This is a genomic window from Pseudomonas sp. Bc-h (genome assembly GCF_002080045.1).
Lineage (GTDB): Bacteria > Pseudomonadota > Gammaproteobacteria > Pseudomonadales > Pseudomonadaceae > Aquipseudomonas.
On sequence record NZ_MUIN01000004.1, the window covers coordinates 385399 to 401147 of the forward strand.

General features: G+C 55.9%; 14 protein-coding genes. 12 read left to right on the forward strand and 2 right to left on the reverse strand.

Going from position 1 to position 15749, the window contains the following annotated elements; genetic code table 11:
* Positions 1–10 precede the first annotated feature (10 nt).
* The 6 genes from BWR59_RS08690 to BWR59_RS08725 all read left to right on the forward strand — a co-directional run bounded on the left by BWR59_RS08690 (position 11) and on the right by BWR59_RS08725 (position 6586).
* Entirely contained in the window at positions 11–427 is a 417-nt protein-coding gene (locus BWR59_RS08690; RefSeq protein ID WP_081565220.1) for a hypothetical protein, read from the forward strand.
* A gap of 689 nt (positions 428–1116) precedes the next feature.
* The gene (locus tag BWR59_RS08700) at positions 1117–1368 is read left to right on the forward strand and encodes a hypothetical protein (RefSeq protein ID WP_081565222.1); all 252 of its coding nucleotides are present in this window, start codon (positions 1117–1119) and stop codon (positions 1366–1368) included.
* A 603-nt stretch (positions 1369–1971) separates the two neighbouring features.
* Entirely contained in the window at positions 1972–2370 is a 399-nt protein-coding gene (locus BWR59_RS08705) for a hypothetical protein (protein ID WP_081565223.1), read from the forward strand.
* A 1631-nt stretch (positions 2371–4001) separates the two neighbouring features.
* Entirely contained in the window at positions 4002–4697 is a 696-nt protein-coding gene (locus tag BWR59_RS08715; protein WP_081565225.1) for a sulfotransferase family 2 domain-containing protein, read from the forward strand.
* Positions 4690–5349, forward strand: coding sequence for an adenylyl-sulfate kinase (gene cysC / locus BWR59_RS08720; RefSeq protein ID WP_081565226.1), 660 nt, complete (start codon positions 4690–4692; stop codon positions 5347–5349). The genes BWR59_RS08715 and cysC overlap by 8 nt, the downstream gene beginning before the upstream one ends.
* A 106-nt stretch (positions 5350–5455) precedes the next feature.
* Positions 5456–6586 carry a mechanosensitive ion channel family protein gene (locus tag BWR59_RS08725; RefSeq protein ID WP_081565227.1) on the forward strand — a complete coding sequence of 377 codons (1131 nt, stop codon included), beginning with the start codon at positions 5456–5458 and terminating at the stop codon, positions 6584–6586.
* A 170-nt stretch (positions 6587–6756) separates the two neighbouring features.
* On the opposite strand, the gene BWR59_RS08730 is transcribed toward BWR59_RS08725, so the two are convergent.
* On the reverse strand, positions 6757–8244 hold the full coding sequence (locus BWR59_RS08730; protein WP_081565228.1) for a YdgA family protein: 1488 nt from the start codon (positions 8242–8244) through the stop codon (positions 6757–6759).
* A 217-nt stretch (positions 8245–8461) separates the two neighbouring features.
* Between BWR59_RS08730 and BWR59_RS08735 the strand changes: the two genes are divergently transcribed.
* Positions 8462–9157 carry an HAD-IA family hydrolase gene (locus BWR59_RS08735; RefSeq protein ID WP_081565229.1) on the forward strand — a complete coding sequence of 232 codons (696 nt, stop codon included), beginning with the start codon at positions 8462–8464 and terminating at the stop codon, positions 9155–9157.
* Between the two features lie 144 nt (positions 9158–9301).
* Here BWR59_RS08735 and BWR59_RS08740 read toward each other — a convergent pair whose 3' ends face one another.
* Complete coding sequence (locus BWR59_RS08740; protein ID WP_081565230.1) at positions 9302–10267, reverse strand: LysR family transcriptional regulator; 966 nt, start codon at positions 10265–10267, stop codon at positions 9302–9304.
* Positions 10268–10577: 310 nt separating this feature from the next.
* Here BWR59_RS08740 and BWR59_RS08745 point away from each other — a divergent pair, with 310 nt between their 5' ends.
* The 5 genes from BWR59_RS08745 to BWR59_RS08765 all read left to right on the forward strand — a co-directional run bounded on the left by BWR59_RS08745 (position 10578) and on the right by BWR59_RS08765 (position 15631).
* The gene (locus BWR59_RS08745; protein WP_081565231.1) at positions 10578–11456 is read left to right on the forward strand and encodes an amino acid ABC transporter permease; all 879 of its coding nucleotides are present in this window, start codon (positions 10578–10580) and stop codon (positions 11454–11456) included.
* A gap of 19 nt (positions 11457–11475) precedes the next feature.
* Complete coding sequence (locus tag BWR59_RS08750; protein ID WP_081565232.1) at positions 11476–12240, forward strand: amino acid ABC transporter ATP-binding protein; 765 nt, start codon at positions 11476–11478, stop codon at positions 12238–12240.
* A gap of 22 nt (positions 12241–12262) precedes the next feature.
* Positions 12263–13084 (forward strand): ABC transporter substrate-binding protein, encoded by an 822-nt coding sequence (locus tag BWR59_RS08755; protein ID WP_081565233.1) that lies wholly within the window; start codon positions 12263–12265, stop codon positions 13082–13084.
* Between the two features lie 215 nt (positions 13085–13299).
* The gene (locus tag BWR59_RS08760) at positions 13300–14484 is read left to right on the forward strand and encodes an MFS transporter (RefSeq protein WP_081565234.1); all 1185 of its coding nucleotides are present in this window, start codon (positions 13300–13302) and stop codon (positions 14482–14484) included.
* 142 nt (positions 14485–14626) lie between these two features.
* Complete coding sequence (locus BWR59_RS08765; RefSeq protein WP_081565235.1) at positions 14627–15631, forward strand: aldo/keto reductase; 1005 nt, start codon at positions 14627–14629, stop codon at positions 15629–15631.
* Positions 15632–15749 lie beyond the last annotated feature (118 nt).

A 15749-nucleotide genomic window follows, 5' to 3' on the forward strand; every position in this document is an offset into this window, starting at 1 on the left:
AGAGTATATTATGAGCGTTAACACTTTGATCATCCCTAAGAAATCTATAGGCGGCATCTATATTGGTGAAAAAATCGAAGATATCGTACGCCGGCTTTCAGAAGATCACGCCATTGAAATAAGTGAAAGCTCAATAACCATCGATGGAGGACTGATCACCGCATATCACGACGCTGCCATGGTGATTACCTCGCTTTGCTGTAATTCGAACTTTAAAGGAAACTACTTAAACAAGATCTGGGCAGGAATGACTGTAAATGACGTACTGAAAAACACCTCAAAACAGATTGCTTGGTCTGGGTTTGTTCAAGTCGACATGATTGAAGGAATTGGACTGTCTCTTCCCGACGATCAGGATGACTTCGAAACGCTGGAGGACGAATTCGATGGTGGCCATGTATTTGCCGAGCTGTGGGTATATACATGAATACGAACTTCAAGATAGACATGAGTATCATCAACGCAATTTCGAAAAATATATTCTTACAGAATACATCTTGATGGGCTTACTGGAGATCAGGATAGGCATCTGGGATTTAATTTCGACCATGGACTTAGTTTGAACATTCATACGAAATAACGTCCGCATAAAGTAAATCCTAAATGGGGTTGATGCGGTAAAACGACTGAAGAATAGCGCGAATGTTTCTTCCTCGAAGAACAACACCCGAGATTCCAGGGTCAGTACCATGATCGTGGGACGAGACTGCACTACAACCCCCTTCAGGTTCTACGATCCGGTTATCGAACGGCTCACCACGTCGGATCCAATTGGCTTGCTGGGCGGGCTGAATTTAATTAGTACGCGCCGAATCCGGTTGGGTGGGTGGACCCGTGGGTTGGGTTTGCTCTTGAGCCAAACCGACCATTACTAATGGCGATCTCAAAAAGGGATGGATACATATTGATACCGCCAGGTGTCGGGCACTCATCCACACGGTCCGTGAAAGCAGTGGTTGACNACCGACCATTACTAATGGCGATCTCAAAAAGGGATGGATACATATTGATACCGCCAGGTGTCGGGCACTCATCCACACGGTCCGTGAAAGCAGTGGTTGACAAAAAAGATCACTCTGTCGTGACCATGTTCCCAGTGATAACAGGCCCTTAACTATGGAAATCTCAATACAGCTATTACCTATCGACGACCGCACCAGCGGGTTTGAAATGGGGGACATCACTTTAGAGCACCAAGGAAAGACGCTCACATCCGCAGGACGAACTCCGAGTCAGTCCATGATGATTTTTATTTTCATGAGCGACTTCATAGAGATGCTGATCGCCTTAGAAAAAAATGGTAGACCGGACTCGTTCAAGTACTCTCCAATGGCTAGCCCCGTTGAAATCAAAAATAGACTCCGATGATCCGGCTCTCAACGATCTATTATCGGCACTCAAAAAAATGGAGACTGATTTTCAAATGTTTTGCGACAATCCGTGAGCAATATTCAATGTCCGCAGAATCCTTCATTGAATTTTAAGCCCCTAGCTGGTATCAATAAAATACAATGCATGAAAGGCGAAAATTTCTGAGCTGAGCACCGTCTCCAACTGCGTCGCCAACGCGGAATTTTTGCTCACTAGAACCGAACTTAGGACCTCTAAGGCATGGCGGTTCCGAGACGCCAATGCTCAAACTCACGCAGAGTCGATTATCAAAAGACACGGCGGTTTTGCGGCAGGAGAAAACCGGTACAAGATGCCTAATCGTCGCTCAGCGCGGCAGGCTGCTTCGGAGATTGCAGGTAACTTGGGGTCGAGACCTGTCAGCATCACCAAGTCAGAGTTCCGGGGAGGCCCCCCATCATGGAAGAACTCCGACGGGAGAATCGGTATGAAAAACCGAACGGAAACATCTGGCTGGCGCGATGACTCTCCAGGTCATCTACGACTGGAAGCTGGCCCACACGTGAACGCTTGGAACCATGAGAAAGGCATCACTGACAATCTTCACCTGGATTATTGATCATGAAAAAAACAGCCGTACGCTCAAGTTCCAACCTAGAAAAGGCATTAGAGAACGATGTAAGCCCTTACTGGTATACGGCCATTCACAGCGGCAAACCATATGAAGAGCAAGCAGGTACAAACCCTTGGAATCAGGATTCGGCGGACACCGAAAAGACGATATATCTGGCGGACGACTGCGTGATCACGCTTCGCCCAGCGCGCTTTGGATTAACATCCGAAAGCTCCGCTGACTACGAGAAAGACCAGTATTTCATAGAGATCGCGAATCAAGATGGATCAACCATCTTCAGCTCAAATAAAGTCTACCCATGGGACAAAGCGCTCGAGTTGAGTACTTACTTCAAAGGCCTGTCCTTTACAGCCGCCACTAGAGTCTGGGGAGTAAAAAAGCTCTAGCCCTAGGCACCATGCTGACTAGAGTGTATGACAAAAAAATTCTGCCGATCCAGTAACCCACCGCAGTCAACTCAAAGCATTGAACGAAGCAGGGACCTAATCATCGAAAACGCCAAACTAAATTTGCTCCATGACCACAAGGTCTGCGCCGAGCTGATCGCGGAAGCATGCCGTCTTGCTCTTGAGCCATACCGACCATTACTAATGGCGATCTCAAAAAGGGATGGATACATATTGATACCGCCAGGTGTCGGGCACTCATCCACACGGTCCGTGAAAGCAGTGGTTTACATCCGCAGGACGAACTCCGAGTCAGTCCATGATGATTTTTATTTTCATGAGCGACTTCATAGAGATGCTGATCGCCTTAGAAAAAAATGGTAGACCGGACTTGATCAAGTTGATMGCTGCTGACTCGTCATWTAGCTTGAGTCTCAAGAARGACGGGCCAAATCTCACAATTAGCGAACAATCCACAAAAATGATTGTGCCGCTTCAGGATTTCTTGCGSACGSTTCGTTCAAGTACTCTCCAATGGCTAGCCCCGTTGAAATCAAAAATAGACTCCGATGATCCGGCTCTCAACGATCTATTATCGGCACTCAAAAAAATGGAGACTGTTTTTTAAACTNAAGTACTCTCCAATGGCTAGCCCCGTTGAAATCAAAAATAGACTCCGATGATCCGGCTCTCAACGATCTATTATCGGCACTCAAAAAAATGGAGACTGTTTTTTAAATGTTTTGCGACAACCCGTGAGCAATACTCAATGTCCGCAGTATCCTTCATCAAATTTGAAGCCCCTAGCTGGTATCAACAAAATACAACGCATGTAAGGCGAAAATTCCTGAGCTGAGCACCTTCTCCAACTGCGTCGCCAACGCGGAATTTTGGCTCACTAGAACCGAACCTAGAACCACTCAGGCATGGCGGTTCGATGTACGACTTTTTGTGAACCCTGACTCCATTTTTTTGGAAATTAGCAACCATCCACCCAGCGTTGGGCAGGACCCTTCGATGCTGCTTTCCGGGTTCAGGCAAAAAACCCAAATCGACATCGAAGATGATGATGGGATGTTCTCCGGGTGGTAGCCTTCCCTCTATGAATTGAAGAACAGCTGAAGGAGGTCTGTCGGCAATGCAGTGATATACGTGCCAGAGCCCATCAATTTTCAAATACAGCCCGTCCCAGCCGATACTCCTGAATGACACCCCCTTTTTCGGCTATCTCGCGCAGACCCTCAGCTGTCTTGCAATGAGCAGGCCCAAGGCCTCGATGGGCAACGAGCGCCAGAACACGCAGACGCCCGAGCGTTGCGCCAAGAGTACGCCCCGAGCAGAAAGTGAACCAGTGTTGGCGAAACAGAAAGCAGGGTCTGATGGATGATCAATCGGTAACCGGCAAGTAACACAAAACCGGCTGTTTACGACACATGAATATCAAAACCGTAACCAGCCCAACAAATTATCACCCGCCTTGAAAGTTATTTAAACGTAACCGACTTTCTACACAAACCTACAACTCAATACATTAATAACTCTCAGCGTAAAGTATTTGCAAAGTTTGCCTTTCTGGTAGTAACTGGCTGTAATCTGAACGTCGCTTCATACCTCGTTACAGGTCACCCCCCATGAATCATTTACTCTGGAAGTTATTTCCAAAGCGCCAGCGTGAGTTTCTGCTGGAGCGGCTTTCGGTCGTCGACCGGCAGGTGGTCAACAAGACGCTGTCGCGCAAGGCCCGGTTTCCCGAGGCCTTCGACCACTTCGAGTGCATTTTCATCCATGTGCCCAAGTGCGCGGGCAGCAGTGTAGCGATGTCGATATTCGGTGACACCCCCACGGGCCACTTGCCGCTCTACTGGTACGAAAAGCAATTCAAAGAACGCTATGAGCAATACTTCAAGTTTGGCTTTGTACGTGATCCATTACATCGAGCACTGTCGGCTTATCGTTACTTATTACAGAATCCGCAGCCCCGGGATAGAGCGGCCTTCGAACTGGTCAGCCGTTATTCGCGGTTCGATACGTTCATTGATGGCTGGCTGCACGCGGAGAATGTATCGAAGCAAATACACTTCGCGCCGCAGTATCATTTTTTGCAAAACAGCATGGGGCAGATTGCCGTCGATTTCATCGGTCGTCAGGAGCATCTGGAATCGGATTTCGCCGCGTTGTGCGAACACTTGGGCATCAACGCTCCGCTGCGCCACCTCAACCGCTCGCCCGGTTCTCGTTATCGAACCACAGGCCTGTGTTCCGATGCGTCGCGTAGGCGGATTCGCGAAGTGTATGCCCGCGACTACGAGTTATTCGCCTATGACTGACGCACGCTCCGAATCCCGCCCAATGATCGTCGCGTCGCCTCTGTCGGTGCCACAGACCGAGCGCGAATCGCTGAAGCAACAGCGCGCTTGCTGCATCTGGTTCACGGGACTGTCCGGCGCGGGGAAAACCACGCTGGGCAATCGGCTGGATCAGACGTTGATCGCCCACGGACTGCACAGTTATCTGCTCGACGGCGACCGTCTGCGCAGAGGTCTTTGCCAGGACCTGGGCATGAGCGAAGACAGTCGACGGGAGAACGTCAGGCGTATCGGAGAAGTCGCCAAATTGATGGTGGACGCGGGATTGATCGTGATTGTCTCGGCGATCTCGCCGTATCGGGAAGACCGGGATGCGTGTCGCGCGCACTTCGCCGAGGGCCAATTCATCGAAGTGCATGTCAGCACGCCGCTGACCGAATGCATGCGCCGGGACGCCAAAGGCCTTTACAAGGCGGTGCGTGAAGGCCGGATTCGTAATTTCACCGGAATCGACAGCCCCTACCAGGCGCCACTCGATCCTGAGTTCGTGGTCGACACCAGCGTGGATAGCGGCGAGACGTTCATCGATCATCTGCTGGCGCAGCTGCTGGAGGCCCGTCCGCGAGGAGGATCTTATCGCGCGTTCACGGGGTCGAGCGCTCTGGCTCGCTGATTTCAACCACGGTCATTTGGGCGAATGTGGCGTGGCCGGGGAACGATCGACGGCTTGAGGGGTTCACACCTCTTGTCTTTGAACCGTCTTCTCGCGAGTGACCCGTATGGAACACGTACTCCCGGACGCCTGGCTCAATGCCCTGCCGTTGCCTTGGCTGAACACACTGGTCGCCGCCAGTGCCGCCGTCTGTATTGCTCTGCTGGCGCGCTGGATTGCACTGGTGATACTTCGACGCGTCGCCAATTCGTTCATCTTCGCCCAGCAGCTCATTCTTCGTGCCGAGGGCCCAACCCTCTGGTTGATTCCGCTGTTGGCACTGCAAACCGTATGGACCTCCGCGCCCGACGATTTGCTGATGATCAACGGGGTGCGTCATCTCAACGGCATGCTCGTTGTCGCTGCCTTCACCTGGCTGGCCTTGAGCAGTGTGAAGGCCATCGGCAAAGCCGTCGCCATCGCCAACCCGCTGGATATCGAGGACAACCTTCAGGCGCGGCGTATTCAGACGCAGGTGCGCGTACTGGTGCGCTGCCTCAACGTATTGGTGCTGTTGTTCGGCACCGGGCTGATCCTGATGAGTTTCCCGCCTGTGCGTCAGATCGGCACCAGCTTGCTGGCATCTGCGGGGTTGGCCGGGCTGGCGGCAGGTTTTGCCGCCAAGCCGGTGCTGGGCAACCTGATCGCGGGCTTGCAGATCGCCATTTCGCAACCGATCCGTCTGGATGACGTGGTGATCGTCGAAGGCGAATGGGGGCGTATCGAAGAGATCAGCGGCACTTACGTGGTGGTGAAGATATGGGATGAACGGCGGATGGTGATTCCGCTGCAGTACTTCATCGAGAAGCCATTCCAGAACTGGACGCGCAGCACGTCGAGCCTGATCGGCTCGGTGTTTCTGTGGGTGGATTACTCGCTACCGCTGGAAGAGCTGAGGGCCGAGACCGAGCGCATCTGCAAGGACATTCCGCACTTGTGGGACGGCCGGGTCTGCGTGTTGCAGGTGACGGACACCACCGACAGGGCGATGCAGTTGCGGGTGTTGCTCAGTTCGGTGGATTCGTCACGCAGCTGGGATGCACGCTGCCACATGCGCGAGCGCTTGATCAGTTTCGTTGCCAAGCAGTACCCGCAGTGCCTGCCGCAGCTGCGTGCGGAGATGTCGTCCCGAACCGCACAGCCGGAGCGGGAGACGCACGAGCCGCCGACAGAAATCGCGCGTCAGCCACCGGTGTAGAGAACGGCACTGGATTCGCCCAACACCGACACATACCGCTGTGGGAAGGAGCTTGCTCGCGAAGCGGCCGGCACATCCGCAGGAAATTTACCCACTGCACCGGCCCTCTCGCAAGCAAGCTCCCTCCCACATGTCCAATGTCGGGCTCTGAGTCAGCAGCCCTTCCTGGATCACTGTGCCTGGTTGAACATCACCACTTTGCCCATCATCGCGGCGGCGAACTGCTGAGCGCTCATCTTCTCGCCGTTGAAGTCCACCACGTCGTCTGCGTAATGCAGGGTGGATACGATGTTGTCGCCTTCGACCTTGCCCACTTGCAGCATGATCGCCATGCCGCCCACCGACTCGGCGGCGCCTTTGGCCTGTTCGGCGATAGCCGCTGGGTCGGTTAGACCGGCCGATTTAGCCTGCAAGCTCGCCAGATCCTGAATCATCGGCTTGGACAGCACCAGTTTGGCATCCAGCTGAGTCACCAGTTGCTTGAGCAGCGCAGCGCCCGGCTGGTCGAGCGAGGTCGGGTTGCTCAGGTCCATCGACAGGTTGAAACGGCTTTCGCCGCTGGCGGTGTTCAGTGACAGCTTTTCCAGCTCGATGTGCGGTTTGGCGGCCAGCAGCTTGCCGACTTCAGCCTGCACCAGCGCCTGATCCGCCAGACTCAAGTGCGGCGTATAGGACTCACCCATGGCAGCGGCAGCCTGAGCTTGCGGCTGGATTTTTTCCTGATAGATCTGCAACAGCGACTTGGTCGAGGCGATGTCGAAGTTGGCGAATTTCCAGAGCATCTGCGACGAGCCGATGTCTTTGCCATCGACGCTGATGTTGCCGATGTCGTAGCTCACTTGCGCGTTCAGATTGCCTTCGACTTCCTGCAACAGGCTGGTGTTGACGAAGTCCTTGAATTGCAACGGCGGACGGCCTGCGGCCTGGAAGGTTACGGACGTCACTTTGGCGTCACTGTGGCCCAGATAGAATCCGGACTTGCCTTTGGTGCCACCAGTGTTGAAGGTCAGATCTTTGAGCGTCAGGTGGACCGGGCCTTCTTCGGAGGTGGCCGTCACATCGAGGCTACCCAGCACGCCATTGGCTTCCAGCTTCTCGCCATTGGCGCTGCCGGAAGCATTGAGGGTGAACCCGGAAAACTTGAACGAGCCGTTCTGGTCGTCGAACTGGAACGGCAGCAGCTCGACCCGGCCCAGCGCGGCGCGGTCATAGCCCATGCTGAAGTGCCCGGTCAGCGGCGGCTGGCCGTTGGTCATGGCGAACCACTTCTCGGAAAAAACGTTCTTTTCCAGGGCCATGTTGCTGGCGGCCATCACTGGCACCAGATTCAGCGACTTCACGCGCGTCCAGGGGAACGGGCCGTGCTCGATGTTATCCACGAACAGCAGCTCGACCGGCTGACCGTCATTGAGCCTGGGGTTCTGAAAGGTGAATTTGTAATGCGCGGTACTGGTGAAGAAATGACGATCCAGCGACAGCAGCTCGACGCTGGCACTGCCTTCATGGCCAACCAATGCGGCCTGAATCTGCTGATTGCCCTGCTGAACGGCATCACCGAGCACGCCTTCCAGACGAGTCCCCGTGTACCAGGCGCCTGCGGTGATAAGAGCGCCTGCAACCACGACGACGCCTACGGCAATGTTGACTGATTTTTTCATGTGTCGACTCGAAGATGTCCGTTCTTGAAGAGGGGTCGTGTCTTCCCTGACCCCTGAAGGGTTTCGGCGCCTGGAAATCAGCGCCGAGCAGCACCTTGCGCTGCCGAGAGCCCGGCGAGATTAGCATCTGCCGAGGGCATTTTGCAGTCGTTGCGCCTAGCCACAGGCTTTGCCGAGGCGTTAGGCTGGGCATCAATCTGCAAACGGGATCGATGAGATGAGCAACGAGCAAAAGCCAAAGGGGCCGATCAAGGCGGTGATTTTCGACATGGACGGCCTGTTGCTGGACACCGAGGGCATCTACACCGAAGTCACCAATACCATCGCCAACTGGCACGGCAAGACCTTCGACTGGGCCGTGAAACAACACTCCATCGGTCGTGGCTCGCAGGATTTCGCCGAATACGTGATCAGCGCCCTCCAACTGCCGATGTCTGCCGATGAATTCCTCACCGTTCGCCAGCCGATGCTCGATGAACGCTTCCCCCATGCACAGCCGATGCACGGTGCCGAAGCGCTGGTGCGTCACCTGGCCGAGCACAACATCCCGATTGCCGTCGGCACCAGTTCCTCACTGCATTATTTCCATGTGAAAACGGGCAACCATCGCTCGTGGTTCGAGTTGTTCAAGCACGTGGTCACTGCAGACCATAAGGACGTGAAGGCAGCCAAGCCTGCGCCGGACATCTTCCTGACCGCTGCTCGTCTGCTCGGTGTCGATCCCAAGGATTGCCTGGTGTTCGAAGATTCGCCGTTTGGCGTAACTGCAGCGAAAACCGCCGGAATGTACGCGGTGGCGGTGCCGGACTCGCACATGCCGGTCGAACAATACGCCCATGCCGATCTGATGCTGGGGTCGCTCGCAGAATTCCCGCTCGAAGACTGGGGTTTGCCGGGCTATCGAAAGTCCTGAGTCTGGCTCTGCTGAATGCCCCTGAGTTTGATTGGCACCGCTACGGCGCAACGTTCGGCGCATACCGCATCGAAGATGCCGAATAGTCGTACACGCCAGTGGTCTTACCTTCGCAGCAATTGCCTGAGTATTGGATACTCGCACTCAAATCACCCGCTTCAGATCCACCCCAAGCGCCTGCACAAACGCTTTAACCAAGGGGCTGCGCGGGGCGTTTTGTCTGAGGATGAGGTTGAACGGTGTGCTCAGGTGGATGATGTCGGGGCGCAGGGCGCGAAGCTGGCCGTCGCGCACAAGATGGCGGGCGTAGTGTTCGGGCAGAAAACCGATGAAGCGGCCGGTCATGATCAGGATCGCCACCGCCTCCACTTGTGAGGCGGATGCCGACTGGCTGTCGTAATTGACGAAGCTGGCCTTGTCGCGGTGGATGGCATAGCGGTGGTTGATCACCTGGTAATGTCGAAGGCTGTCGGCGTCCAGCTCGCTGTCGGCCACTTCAAACAAAGGGTGGCCCACAGCGCAGTAGGCATGGGAAAGCTCCTCGTACAGCTCGAAATAATCGAACTCCTCCCGGCGCTGATACACCGGCACGATGCCGATACTCAAACGCCCTTCGACGATCCCCCGCTCTATCTCGTCGAGTTGCGAGGCATGCAGACGCAGTCTTACTTTCGGCGCTTCATCGTGCATTGTTCTGAGCGATGCAATTAATGGCGAACTTTTATCGGACATCGTGTTATCGATAACGCCAATACTCAGGTCGCCGATCAATTCATTCTGTGCCGAACTTATACGGTCTCGGAAAGTGTCCACCGAGGCAAACAATTCGATGGCGGCCTGATAGACCAGCTTGCCTTCTTCAGTCAGATGGAAGCCTTCGCGGCCTCGCGTACAAAGGCGCATGCCTATGCGAATTTCAAGGTCGGAAATCTGTTTGCTGATCGCCGCAAGCCCTACATTCAGCTCGTTCTGCGCGGCGCTGAAGCCGCCCGCCTCGACCACAGCCTGAAATACTCGCAACAGTTTGAAGTCCATGCCGCTCAGCGACAAAGGCGGACGAATCCCCGGTTTTGGCGGCACGTTTCCAGAAGTGGAAAGTCGAGTTTCCATAATGCTTATTTACCTCGCCCGTCATATTCAACAGGCTTTGACCTACCGCTAAAACATGCCCGAACGATAATAATGACCACAGAAAATGGCGATTGGCAACCGTCCACACGATGCGTCGATCAGTGACTAACCGGCCGATTTAACGCCGATAAAACCTGACACTTCGATCAGAACTTGCAACGCGGAACTGCCCTCCACTCTCAGCGAAAACCTCCGACCCAAGGTGCGCTTACAGCGTTCCCGACGGGCTCGAGAGCCCCTTCGCCGATATCGAATACGCGCGGCCTGAACACAGCTTCGGAGATACACCATGAACCAGAACCAGGCAGAGCGTCTGCAAGCCGAACGCAAGAAGCACGAGAACGAGTTCGACATCACGCAGTACGAGCACGTCCCGCGTCGCTACTACGGGCGAATCTTCTTTGCCACGCTGATCGTGATCGCCCTGGTCGGCCTCGGCCGCGCGTTCGCCAATGGCCAGATCGAATGGGGTTACATCGGCCAGTTCCTGACGTCCGAAGCCATTCTCTGGGGCCTGCTCAACACCATCAGCATGTCGATTCTGGCGATGTTGCTCGGCGTGGTGATCGGCGTGATTGCCGCAATCATGCGCATGTCCGCCAACCCGATCCTGCGCTACGTGGCGATTACCTACACCTGGCTGTTCCGCGGCACGCCGCTGATCCTGCAACTGTTACTGTGGTTCAACCTGGCGCTGATTTTCCCGGTGATCGGCATTCCCGGCGTTTTCCAGCTCGACACCGTGAGCCTGATGACGCCCTTCGTTGCCGCCCTGCTGGGCCTGAGCATCAATCAGGGCGCCTACACCGCTGAAGTCGTGCGCGCCGGGCTGCTGTCAGTGGACACCGGTCAGTACGAAGCCGCCAAGTCCATCGGCATGCCGCGCTTGCAGGCGTTGCGCCGGGTGATCCTGCCTCAGGCGATGCGCGTGATCATCCCGCCAGTGGGTAACGAGTTCATCAGCATGGTGAAGATGACCAGTCTCGCCAGCGTGATTCAGTATTCGGAACTGCTGCACAACGCGCAGAACATTTACTACGCCAACGCCCGTGTGATGGAGCTGCTGATCGTCGCCGGTATCTGGTACCTGGCCGTGGTCACTGTGTTGTCGTTCGGCCAGAGCCGTCTGGAGCTGCGTTTCGCTCGCGGCGCCGGCAAGCGTTCGTAAGTCAGGCGAGGAGAACCCCATGAGAAGCATCGTCAAAGCCGTCGGCCTGAACAAATACTACGACCAGTTCCACGCCCTCAAAGACGTCAGCATCGAAGTCGAGCAAGGCGAGGTCCTGTGCATTATCGGCCCTTCGGGGTCGGGTAAGAGCACGCTGCTGCGTTGCGTCAATCAGCTGGAAAAGATCGACAAGGGCGGCCTGTGGGTCGATGGCGAACTGGTGGGCTATCGCATCGTCGGCAACAAGCTGCACGAGCTCAACGAAACTCAGGTCGCGCGTCAGCGGCTGAGCACCGGCATGGTGTTTCAGCGCTTCAATCTGTTCCCGCACATGACCGCGTTGCAGAACGTTATCGAAGGCCCGATTCAAGTGCTCAAGCGTTCGCCAAAAGAGGCGAATGAAGAGGCGATCGAACTGCTGGCCCGGGTAGGCCTTGCAGACAAGCGTCATTCCTATCCCGTCGAACTGTCCGGCGGCCAGCAGCAACGCGTGGCGATTGCTCGCGCGCTGGCGATGCGGCCCAAGCTGATGCTGTTCGACGAGCCCACTTCCGCCCTCGATCCGGAGCTCGTAGGCGAAGTGTTGTCGGTGATGCGTGACCTTGCGCACAGCGGCATGACCATGATCGTCGTGACCCATGAGCTGGGCTTCGCGCGCGAAGTCTCAAACCGCATGGTGTTCATGGACGGCGGCCAGATTGTGGAGGCCGGCACCCCCGAAGACATTCTAATAAGCCCACAAAACCCAAGAACCCAAAGCTTCATTTCTGCCGTTCGCACCTAAACCAGAACAAACGAGAACGACCATGAAAAAAATCATCATCCCTACCTTGCTCGCCGGCCTTATGGCATCCGCTTCAGTCTTCGCGAGCGTGCCCGCCGCCATCAAGGAAAAAGGCGAAATCACCGCCGCCATCGTGCCGAATTACCCGCCGATGGATTTCAAGGACACCGCCACCAACACGCTGACCGGCCTTGATGTCGATCTGGGCAACGCACTGGCCGAGCGTCTGGGCGTGAAAATCAAATGGCAGGAAACCGCTTTCGAACAGATGGTCAGCGGTTTGGTCACCAAGCGTTTCGACATCATCCTGTCGGGCATGACCGACACCGCTGAGCGTCAGAAGTCGGTGACTTTCATCGACTACTTCACCAGCGGCCCGCAACTGTACACGCTGACCAAGAACACCGAGCTGAATCAGCTGACCGACCTGTGCGGGAAGAAAGTCGGCACCAGCCGCCGCACCACCTGGCCTGCGGAAATCGCCGAGTGGAGCAAGCAGAACTGCGAAGCGGCGGGTAAACCGGCAATCATCGTGACCGGCTCGGAAGGCTCAGCCGATGCCCGCGCGCAGTTGCGCCAGGGTCGTCTGGACGCCGCCATGCAAGGCAGCGAAACCATTCCGTACCTGATGTCGCAGGAGAAGGACACCTACAAGCCGATCGGCCTGGCGATCTCCAAACAGTTCACCGGCCTTGGCGTGAACAAGTCCAACCCGGAGCTGGCGAAAGCCATCGCTGAAGCGATGCAGGCGATGGTCGACGACGGCACCTACGGCAAGATCCTCAAGAAGTGGGATCTGGAGCAGGGCGCGGTCACCAAGGTCGGGATGGATCAAGGGCAGTAAAGCGAATTCTGCCCGATTCGAGAGCAAGGTCGCTTCAGAGGTAAACGCGATCACCTGTAGGAGCTGCAGGAGGTTACGACGGTGGCGAATGCGGTGGATCAGTCAACATCACAGGTGACTGATCCACCGTATTCGCCAGCAAGCCGGCTCCCACAATGGTTGCGGCGCTCAGCCTGGAACCAGCGCCCAGATCAGATAAGGACATAAGCACAACAGTGGCCACCTACTCCCTCGTCATTCGCCGCCTGATGGTCTGTTCGCTGACCATCGTCATGAGCCGGGCGATGACCAGCCCTTTGCTGACGCTGTTCCTCAGCACCAGGCTGGGCCTCAACCAGCAGGACGTCGGGCTGCTGATGGGGATCGCGGTGTTCCTCGCAACGCTGCTGGGGCTGTATGGCGGCTACATCATCGACCGCCTGGAAAAGCGCAAGCTGCTCATTCTCGCGATGCTATCCAGTTCCATCGGTTTCACCCTGCTGACCTTCGCCCAGAACGTCTATCTGACCACTTTGACCCTGGTGATTACCGAAACCGCTTCGGCGCTGTTTCTGATCGGCTCCAAGGCGATCATCAGCGAGAACCTGCCCATCGGCCAACGGGCCAAGGTCTTCTCACTGCGCTACACGCTGACCAACATCGGCTACGCCACAGGCCCCATGCTCGGCGTGCTGATCGCGGGGCACCTGCCTTTGGCGCCGTTTCTGATCGCCAGTGCCATCGCCTTCGGCAGCATGTTCCTGATGATCGGCATTCCACCTACCGTCGCTGACGACGAAAACCAGCCGCGCAGTTTTCTCGACACCCTCGCGACGCTCAAGAACGACCGCACGCTGATTCTGTTCACCGGCGGCAGCCTGCTCAGCACCATCGTGCATGGCCGCTATACGTTGTACCTCTCGCAGTTTCTGCTGGTCACACACACGGCTGAACAGGCGCTGAAAATCCTCTCGGCGGTGCTGGCCTGCAACGCGATCACGGTGATCCTGATGCAGTACCAGATCGGCCGCTTTCTCAAGCGCGAGCAACTGCCCTACTGGATCTGCCTGGGGACTGCTCTGTTCGCCATCGGCCTTTTCGGGTTCAGTTTTGCCCAGACCACCGTTGCCTGGTGCGCGGCAATGTTCGTATTCACGCTGGGCGAGATGATCATTTATCCGGCCGAGTATCTGTTCGTCGACACTATCGCGCCAGAGCATCTGCGCGGCAGCTACCTCGGCGCGCAGAATCTGGCCGCATTCGGCGGTGCGATGAGCCCGGTGATTTGCGGTTATTTATTGATCAACACGCCGGCACCGACGATGTTCTATGTATTGGCGTGCTTGACGGCCGTTGGCGGGACGCTGTGCTTTCTCTCCGGAAGACGCGCCAGACTGACCCATCCCGATATCCCGCTGTAAATTGTCACTTTTCAAATCCGTCGCAAACAGGCGAGTATGTTCGGCCTAGAGCTGTCGGTCTGATGGGCCTTTACGAGTCCACTTGCAAGCCTGACCCAGACTGTCGTGATTTCCACTTTCCTGACGAGAAGGATATCGAGCAATGAATTACCGCGTTCTTGGCCAATCCGGCCTCAAGGTTTCTACGCTGACACTGGGTTCGATGATGTTTGGCGTGCAGACCGGCACCGAAGAGTCTTTACGCATCATCGACAAGGCCTGGGATGAAGGCGTGAATTTCATCGACACGGCCAACGTCTACAACGCCGGTCGTTCCGAAGAAATCGTCGGTGAGGCAATCGCCAAGCGCCGCAGCGAATGGGTGCTGGCTACCAAGGTGGGGAGCGGCTCCGGCAACACCGCGCCAAACACCAGCGGCCTGAACCGCAAGCACATTTTCAACGAGATCGAGTCCAGCCTGCGCCGGCTCGATACCGATTACATCGATATTCATTACCTGCACAAGGAAGACCACAGCACGCCGCTGGAGGTGACGGTTTCGGCCATTGGCGATTTGATTCGCGAAGGCAAGATTCGTTACTGGGGTGTGTCCAACTTCCGTGGCTGGCGCATCGCTGAGGTGGTCAATGTCGCGCAGCGTCTGGGGGTCGACAAACCGGTGATCAGCCAGCCGCTGTACAACATCGTCAACCGTCAGGCAGAGCTGGAGCAGATCACCGCCGCCAAGTTCTACGGCCTTGGCGTGGTGCCTTACAGCCCGCTGGCTCGTGGCGTGCTCAGCGGCAAATATGCTCCCGACGTGACGCCTGACAGCAGCACCCGCGCAGGACGTCAGGACAAGCGGATTCTGGAAACGGAATGGCGCCAGGAATCGCTGCATATCGCGCAGAAACTGCAGGCCTATACCAAGGACAAGGGCGTCGGACTTGTGGAGTTCGCAATTGCCTGGGTGCTGAACAACCAGGCCGTCACTTCGGCTATCGTCGGTCCGCGCACCGAAGAGCAGTGGGACAGCTACACCAAGGCGCTGAGCGTGAAGATCACTGCAGAAGACGAAGCCTTCATTGACTCGCTGGTGACCCCGGGTCATGCCTCGACGCCAGGCTTCAACGATGTGCAGCATTTTGTGACTGGACGGTACATCTAACGCCGCCTACACGTTGCACAAACTGAGGGAGGGAGCTTGCTCGCGAACGCAAATGTCAGACACATATACGCCAACTGACACCGCGCTATCGCGAGCAAGCTCTCTCCCACAGAACCAG